The sequence below is a fragment of the Nocardia sp. NPDC058497 genome (assembly GCF_042720195.1).
In the GTDB taxonomy this organism is placed as follows: Bacteria; Actinomycetota; Actinomycetes; order Mycobacteriales; family Mycobacteriaceae; genus Nocardia.
Genome location: NZ_JBHXMY010000330.1, coordinates 1 through 6,776, shown reverse-complemented (window position 1 = coordinate 6,776; position 6,776 = coordinate 1). Strand labels below are relative to the sequence as shown.

The window sequence follows — 6,776 nt, the reverse complement described above, 5'->3', positions numbered from 1 at the left end:
GCGCGCGCGAGCGCGTTATCCCATGGGCCGCCCGGCGGTACCCGCGGGTCCTCATGGCGGGCGGGGGGAAAACATCCGCCCCACGAGTCCGGGCAGGGGGTCCGTCACACCATCGGTGTGGCGGACCCTTTCGCATTGATGGGCCCGATCCGCTTGTGCGGAGCCGATTTCCGTCGCCTGGGCGCATTGTCAGCGCCTCCCGTACTATCGCGATCGAAGACACCGCCCGGGGAGATGAAGGAGGACGGTGTGGGATCTCGCCTACCGGCGACCATCCGTGACGCGGGGATGTGGCTGCGGCGTTTCGCCGCGACGACACCGGGTGTGCTCGGTGTGGTGCTCGTGGTGCTCACGGTGGCCTGCGTGGTCGCCGGACTGACCGCGGGACAACAGCTCGACGCGAAGGCCGGGCGCACCGACCAGGTGCTGGACCGGACCGAGCCGCTGGCGTTCGCCGCGCAAAGCCTCTACGTCTCGCTGTCGGCGGCCGATGCCGGTGCGGCGACGGCGTTCCTGTCCGGCGGCATCGAATCACCGCAGGTGCGCGACACCTACGAGCAGTCGCTCGCCGAAGCCGCCGCGGCGCTGGCGGAAGCGACCGCGGGCGCGACCGACGCGCAGTCCAGGGCGATCGTCGCCCGGATCGCCGCCGACCTGCCGACCTACACCGGTCTGGTGGAGACCGCGCGCGCCAACAACCGGCAGGGCTTCCCGGTCGGCTCCGCCTATCTGCGGCAGGCCTCCGACCTGATGCAGACCTCGTTGCTGCCCAACGCCGAACAGCTCAACAAGGCCCGCTTCGCCGCGGTGCGCGAGGACCAGCACCGCATCGGCGCGCTCCCGTGGACCACGATCGCGCTCCTGCTGCTCGTCCTGGCCGCCTGCGCCGTCGGCTCGGTGGTGCTGCTGCGCCGCACCAACCGGCTGGTGAATGCCGGTGTAGCCCTGGCCGCGGCCGCCGCGCTGCTGGCCGTGCTGTGGTCGGTGGGCGCCACGCTGACCGCCGCGCACCTGCTCGACACCGGCGACTCGGGTGCCGGTGCGCGCGTGGAGAACCTGGCGGGCGCGCGCATCCTGGCCCAGCAGGCCCGCACCGACGAAACGCTCGCCCTGATCACCCGCGGCGACATCACCGCGCCCGAAGCGTCCTTCCACACCCACACCACCGACCTGGAACAGCGGCTCACCGCGGCAGGCGCCGCCGACTCCGAAGCGGCCCGCGCACTGACGAATTGGACCGCGGGCCACAACGCCCAGCGCACCGCCTACGAGAAGGCCGACTACGCCGGTGCCGTCACCCAGGCGATCGGCACCGCCCCCGACAGCTCGGCCACCAGCTTCGCCCGCCTCGACCACGAACTCCGCGACGCCCTCGCTCAGGCCCGCACCGACCTGCGCGACGGCGTCGACGCCGCCGGAACCACCTTCACCCTCAGCCCCTTCGGCACCCTGATCCTCCTGCTGGCCGCCGCGGGTGCCGTGATCACCGGCCTCTGGCCACGGATCAAGGAGTTTTTATGAGCACCCGGCGTCCTCTGCTTGTGGCGGCGCTGGCCGCGGCGGTTGTGCTGGTCGCCGGTTGCGGTGGCGCACCGGAGCCGTCGACGATTCCGGCCACCGCCGTCGCGCCGCCGCTGCCCGGTGCGGAGGCCATCACCTCGGCGCCGATCGCGGAAGGCACCGGCGGTTGCGATACCGAGGCGACGTTGGCGCCGACGAGTCAGCCGCGGCCCGGTGCGATGCCTGCCGGGTCGTCGATGGCCGCGATCGTCGCGAACGGCAGGTTGCGGGTCGGCGTCGATCAGAACACCTACATGTTCGGGTTCCGCAATCCGTCCACCGGACGCCTGGAAGGCTTCGACATCGACCTGGCGCGGGAGATCGCGCGCGACCTCTTCGGTGATCCCGACAAGATCGAACTGCGTTCCGTCGCCGCCGCCGACCGGATCCCGCTGCTGCGGGAGAAGAAGGTCGACATGATCGTGCGCACCTTCTCGGCAACCTGCGAACGCCGCCGCGACGTCGACTTCTCCAGCGTCTATTACCGTGCGGCGCAACGCATCGCGGCCCCGAAGGGCGCGGGGATCACGAACGCCGCGGGCCTGGCGGGCAAGCGGGTGTGTGTAACCAAGGGCACCACGGCGGCCGCGCCGCTGTTCTCGCTGCCGGCACCGCCCAGCGTGCTGGGCGTGACCAACTGGACCGACTGCCTGGTCGCCCTGCAACAGGGCACGGTCGACGCGATCAGCGGCGACGAGCCGATCCTCGCGGGACTGGTCGCCCAGGACCGCAATCTGGAGTTGGTCGGCGACCCGATCGGCACCGGCGCCTACGCGGTCGGCGTGCCGAAGGGCAGCGACGACCTGGTCCGGTTCGTCAACGGCGTGCTCGACCGCGCCCGCACCGACGGCACCTGGCAGCGGATCTACCAGCAGCACCTGGCGGTACTCGGCCCGTCGCCGGGCCCGCCGGTGCCCCGGTACGCGGGATGAGCTGGCTAATGCTCGGCATCGTCGAGATCGATCGTGAACTGGCGGCGCGCACAGCGGAATTGGCGACCGTGACGACGACGCTGCTGGAACTGGACCGCCACCCCGGCCTGGCCCTGGTCCGCCGGTATCCGCCGACGGGGGAGACCGCGCGCCGCTGGGCGCCGGTGGAGAAGGCGCTCGGCGAACTCTGGGAGGACCTGGGCCGGGTGCGCGCCATCGTGTCCGAGGCCGAGCAGATCCGCGGCGGGCGCGGCCGGGTCGACGATCGCGCCCGCGCGCGCCTCACCAACCTGCTGCGCGGTCGCCCGCACGAGATCGCCCGCATCCCGATTCCGTTGGCGCAGCGTGGACTCACCGGACCCGCCGAAACGATCGTGACCGTCGGCATCGCGGACTCGCTGGAGCGCATGCGCGCCGCGTTCGCCTTCGTCGCGCCGTTCGCCGAACAGGTCGAGGCGGTGGATCGGCAGATCATCGGCGCGCTCGCTCCGCTGCAGCAGCGCGTCGAACAGGCGCACGGCGCGCTGGACGCGGCCGCCGAACCGCTGGCGACGCTGTTGAGCCGTGCGGGAACGGACCCGCTCGGTTTCGCGCCGGGCGAGGTCACGGCCGCACTCGCCGCACTCGCCGCACTGGTCGAGACCGAATCGGCCCGGCATGCCGAACATCTCGCGGTCGCGGCCGATCTGCCCGGCGCGGTCGAGACCCTGCGCAGGCAACTGACCGGACTCGACGAGCTGCAGCGCCGCGCCGACGACACCGTCGCGCAGGCCGAACACAAGGTCACCACGGCCGAACTACCCGGCGGCGGCGAACCGGCGGCGCGACTGCGTGCCGAGCTCGACACGCTCGGCCCGCACCCAACCCGCCCGACGGTCGAGTACCTCCTGGCCCTACGCGCACGCGCCACTCAGTCAGGCGAAACCGCAACGCGGCGAGAGGAATTGGCGCGCGGCCTGTTGGACCGGCGGGCCGAACTCCGCGGCAGGCTCACCGCCTACCGCGCCAAGGCGGCCCGCCTGGGCGTCAGCGAGCACCGCGACGTACTCGCCGCCGACCGCATCGCCGCGGGACTGCTCAGCCGGACACCATGCGATCTGGCCGCGGTCACCCGGGCGGTCGCGGACTATCGTTCGATCATCGGGGAGAAAGCGGGGCGGACAGCATGACATGTAGTGAACCGGGGTGCGGCGGCGCCGTCGAAGACGGCTACTGCGCCGTCTGCGGCACCGCCCCCGTGGCGACCGCGCCGCCGCCGAGCCCGGCGCCCACGGCCAACGGCGGCCGGTCCTCGCGCACCACCGCACAGCCGCGCAACGGCACCCCGCCACCGCCACCCGGCGTCTGCGCCGAACCCGGTTGCGGCGGAACGATCGCCGACGGCTACTGCGAAACCTGCGGCACCGCCCCGACCGCCACCGCCGTGTACAGCCCGTCCGCGTCGACCGTCAGCGCGAGCGGACGCACATCGAGCCGCTCGGTGCGCACCCACCGCTCCGGGTCGGCCCGCTCGGCCGCGCGCGGCAGGCTCGGCGCGGGCCTGGTCGAGGTGCCGCCGGTGCCGCGCGTCGACCCAGCTACAGCGGTGCTCACCGACCCGCGGGTCCCCGAATCCGATCGCTACTGCGGCAAGTGCGACAAGCCGGTCGGCCGCACCCACGACGGCGCGCCCGGCCGCACCTCCGGGTTCTGCCCGCACTGCGGCACCCGCTACTCGTTCGTACCCCGGCTGCGCACAGGCGATCTGGTGGGCGGGCAGTACGAGGTGGCGGGCGCGCTCGCGCACGGCGGTCTCGGCTGGATCTACCTGGCCGTCGACCACCGGGTCAACAAGCGCTGGGTTGTCCTCAAGGGCCTCATCGACACCGGCGACAGCGACGCCTTGGCGGCGGCACTGGCCGAGCGCCGGTTCCTGGCCGAGGTCGACCACCCCAACATCGTCAAGATCCACAACTTCACCGAACACGCCGACACCGACGGCGAGCCGGTCGGCTACATCGTCATGGCCTACGTCGGCGGCACCTCGCTCAAGCAGATCCTGCGCAAGCATCGCGCCGAGAACGACAGCTACCTGCCGCCCGCCCAGGCCATCGCCTACGTGCTGGAAATGCTGCCCGCGCTGGGCTATCTGCACGCCCGCGGCTGGGCGTACTGCGATTTCAAGCCCGACAACGTGATGCAGACCGAGGAACGGCTCGAGCTGATCGACCTCGGCGCCGTCATCTCGATGGACGACCGCACCAGCCCGATCTACGGCACCCTGGGCTATCAGGCGCCCGAGATCGCCGGGACCGGCCCCACCGTGGCCACCGAGGTCTACACCGCGGGCCGCACCCTGGCCGTGCTGATGATGCGGGTGGCCTCGGCCGACGGCAAACTCGGCCCACTGCCGACCCCCGACACCGAACCGCTTCTCGCCCAGCACGATTCGCTGCACCGGTTCCTGCTGCGGGCCACCGACGACGAGCCATTGGCCCGCTTCGGCTCGATGTCGGAGATGGCCGACCAGCTCACCGGCGTGCTGCGGGAGGTGCTGGCCACCGGCGACGGCATCCCGCGCCCCGGCATGTCGAGCTCGTTCGGCCCGGCCCGCGCGGTCTTCGGCATCGACAGCACCACACCGGAACCCGCCGCGCTCATCACCGCCCTGCCCGCCCCGCTGGTCGACCCGGGCGACAGCGGCGCCGCGCTGCTGGCCACCACCGACGCGGCGACCCCCGCGGAACTGGAGGCGGCGCTGACCGCCGGCCTGCGCGCGGTGGTCACCGGATCCGGTGAATCGGTGGAGATTCCGCTGCGTCTCGTGCGTGCCGAACTCGAAGCAGGCGAACCCGAGGCCGCCCTGGGCCGCATGGACACACTGGCCGAAGAGTTGGAGTACGACTGGCGCCGGGTCTGGTACCGCGCCCAGGCCGCCTTGCTGACCGGCGACCATGCCACCGCCGCGGCCGATTTCGAGGCCGTCTACGCCGCACTGCCCGGCGAGCCGGCCCCCAAACTCGCGTTGGCGGCCGCGCTGGAACTCGGCGCCGAGGGCGACGAGGCCGACCTGCGCCGCGCGCTCGCCCTCTACGAACTGGTGTGGCGCACCGACCACACCTATCTCTCCGCCGCCTTCGGCGCCGCCCGCCTGCGCCGCGCGGCAGGCGACCGGACCGGCGCGGTCACAGTCCTCGACCAGGTGGACCGCACCTCGTCGATGTTCACCGAGGCCAGAGTCTCCGCCGTCGAAACCCTGCTGGCGCGCCGAGACCCGGCCGACCTGGACGAAATACTGCTGCGCGAGGCGGGTGAGCGGGTCGAACGGCTGAGCCTGGACTCGCGCGCCCGCACCGCCCAGGTACGCATGCATGTGCTGGAGGCGGCACTGAACTGGATCCGGTCGGGACAGCGACCGAGCGCGGCAGGCAAGCTGTTGGACGTGGAATTCACCGAGCAGGGAGTGCGGACGGGGTTGGAACGATGCTTGCGGACATTGGCTCGGGAAGCCGACGACATGTGGACCCGATTCGTCCTGGTGGACCAGGCGAACGCGGTGCGGCCGAGGACCACGCTGTGAGCGCGCCCGGGTGCCCGGACTGCGCGGGATCGGCCAGGGCGGGGCACCGCTTCTGCGAGGGGTGCGGTCGCGAACTCGGCGTGCGCAAAGTCGCGCTGCCGATCCACGATCCGGCCACGGTGCCACAGTGCTCGACCTGTGGGGAACGACGCTACGAGGGCGGCCGCTGCGCGCAGTGCGGCAGCCCGAAACCGGTTCCCGACCGGTTCGAGGACGATCTCGGCACGGTGTACATCCTGACCGACCGCGGAATCAGTCACTCCCGCAACGAGGACGCCGTCGCCGCGGCCGTCCGTGACGGCGACGGCACGCGCGTCATCGTGGTCAGCGACGGTGTGTCCACCTCGCAGGACCCGCAGGCCGCCTCCGGCACCGCGGCCAGGGCCGGCGTCGACGCGGCACTGGCCGCGCTCGCCGACGGCCGGTCCACGCAGGACAGCGCGATGGCGGGCCTGGCGACCGCGACGGCGGCCGTGCGCGGGATGTCCCGCTCGAGCGAGTACTCGCCCTCGTGCACGTATGTGTCGGCGATCGTGCGCGAGACCCCCGAGGGCACCGAGATCACCGTCGCCAATGTCGGTGACAGCCGCGCCTTCTGGCTCGCCGCGGGCCTCCCCACCGCCTCGCGCAGGCTCAGCGTCGACGACTCCTGGGCCCAGGCGCGCGGGGACGCGGGGGCCCTCGACGAGGGAGCCGCCAGGCACCCCCCCCCCGCGCCCCCCCCG

General features: G+C 72.6%; 5 protein-coding genes. All 5 read left to right on the top strand.

Features of this window, described 5'->3' with window-relative positions; translation table 11 throughout:
- Positions 1–249: 249 nt before the first annotated feature.
- Positions 250–1,521 (top strand): hypothetical protein, encoded by a 1,272-nt coding sequence (locus tag ACFWPJ_RS20820; protein ID WP_378853706.1) that lies wholly within the window; start codon positions 250–252, stop codon positions 1,519–1,521.
- Positions 1,518–2,492, top strand: a complete 975-nt coding sequence (locus tag ACFWPJ_RS20815) for a glutamate ABC transporter substrate-binding protein (protein WP_378853704.1) — start codon at positions 1,518–1,520, stop codon at positions 2,490–2,492. Before ACFWPJ_RS20820 ends, ACFWPJ_RS20815 begins: the two co-directional genes overlap by 4 nt.
- Positions 2,489–3,661: a hypothetical protein gene (locus tag ACFWPJ_RS20810; RefSeq protein ID WP_378853702.1), complete on the top strand. Its 1,173-nt coding sequence runs from the start codon at positions 2,489–2,491 to the stop codon at positions 3,659–3,661. Before ACFWPJ_RS20815 ends, ACFWPJ_RS20810 begins: the two co-directional genes overlap by 4 nt.
- Entirely contained in the window at positions 3,658–6,051 is a 2,394-nt protein-coding gene (locus tag ACFWPJ_RS20805; protein WP_378853700.1) for a tetratricopeptide repeat protein, read from the top strand. Before ACFWPJ_RS20810 ends, ACFWPJ_RS20805 begins: the two co-directional genes overlap by 4 nt.
- The coding region (locus ACFWPJ_RS20800) for a PP2C family protein-serine/threonine phosphatase (RefSeq protein ID WP_378853698.1) at positions 6,048–6,776 on the top strand (729 nt) is incomplete at its 3' end. The genes ACFWPJ_RS20805 and ACFWPJ_RS20800, both read left to right, overlap by 4 nt.